Origin of the sequence: Levilactobacillus senmaizukei DSM 21775 = NBRC 103853, from assembly GCF_001592085.1 — a bacterium.
GTDB classification, from domain to species: domain Bacteria; phylum Bacillota; class Bacilli; order Lactobacillales; family Lactobacillaceae; genus Levilactobacillus; species Levilactobacillus senmaizukei.
The window spans coordinates 1-984 of the sequence record NZ_BCWD01000066.1; the positions used below are offsets into that span (position 1 = coordinate 1).

1 protein-coding gene is annotated in these 984 nt (G+C 43.0%); it reads right to left on the reverse strand.

Going from position 1 to position 984, the window contains the following annotated elements; all coding sequences use genetic code 11:
• Positions 1-889: IS30-like element ISLsa1 family transposase (locus LSE01S_RS10645; protein WP_061777597.1), on the reverse strand; the 889-nt coding region annotated here is incomplete at its 3' end.
• Positions 890-984 lie beyond the last annotated feature (95 nt).

Sequence of the window (984 nt, forward strand, 5' to 3'; positions counted from 1 at the left end):
CAGTCTGTTGATGATGTATTTTTAATGGTCGTTGATTAATTAGTTCAAGTGCTGCTAGGATCTCATCAGTCGTTACTTGGCTAAAATTGGTCTTTTTCGGGAAGAACCAGCGTAACCGTCTATTAAAATATTCATTGGAACCTCGCTCCCATGGTGAATATGGATGGCAAAAATAAACTTTGATCTGATAATCCTGTTCTAAGGCCTGATAATTGGCAAACTCTTTACCATGATCAACAGTAATGGATTTTACTTGGGGACCGAAGGCCCCCATAAACTTGCCAAAGGCGGTGTTTAGAGCCTTAGCCGTTCTATTAGGGGCTTTGATGGCCCATAGAAGTCGGGTCTTACGTTCTACGAATGTAACCAGACATGATTGTGACTCACTTCGACTAGAAAGCATCGTATCTACTTCCCAATGACCAAAAGCTAACCGTTGATTAACAGTTGTTGGCCGTTGTTCGATGGAAGTCCCACTTGTAAATTTCCCACGATTTTCGCTCACTCGGTGCTGGCGGACATTCCGATTGGGTAGATCAGTCAATTTGAAGGGGAGCCAGCCACGATTAAGCCAATTATAAATTGACGCAGTGCTCAAGTTATAAGCGGCCGCAATGGTTTCTGGTGACCAGGTTAATCGTAAGTGATTGGTAATTAAAGTCGCTAATGCTGCCGTCAGCATCGAACGACGACCGCAATTCCGCCTTTTGCGATCTGCATCTTGCTGAGCTAATTCTGGATCATAAGGTTTAACCCGGTCCAACTCATAGCTAATCGTAGCTTTGGCGACGCCTAAGGCGTCAGCCATTACTTGGTAAGATTTATTCCCCTCATTGACCAGTTGTGCTAGTGCGCCACGTTGAAAACGTGATAAAGTAGATGTACCCAAAGTAATCACTCCCTATATTGGTTGGAATTAGCTACTACCATTGTAAGTGATTGCTTTGGGCTTTTTAATTTCTGTTCGGATTAATTATAGAATTT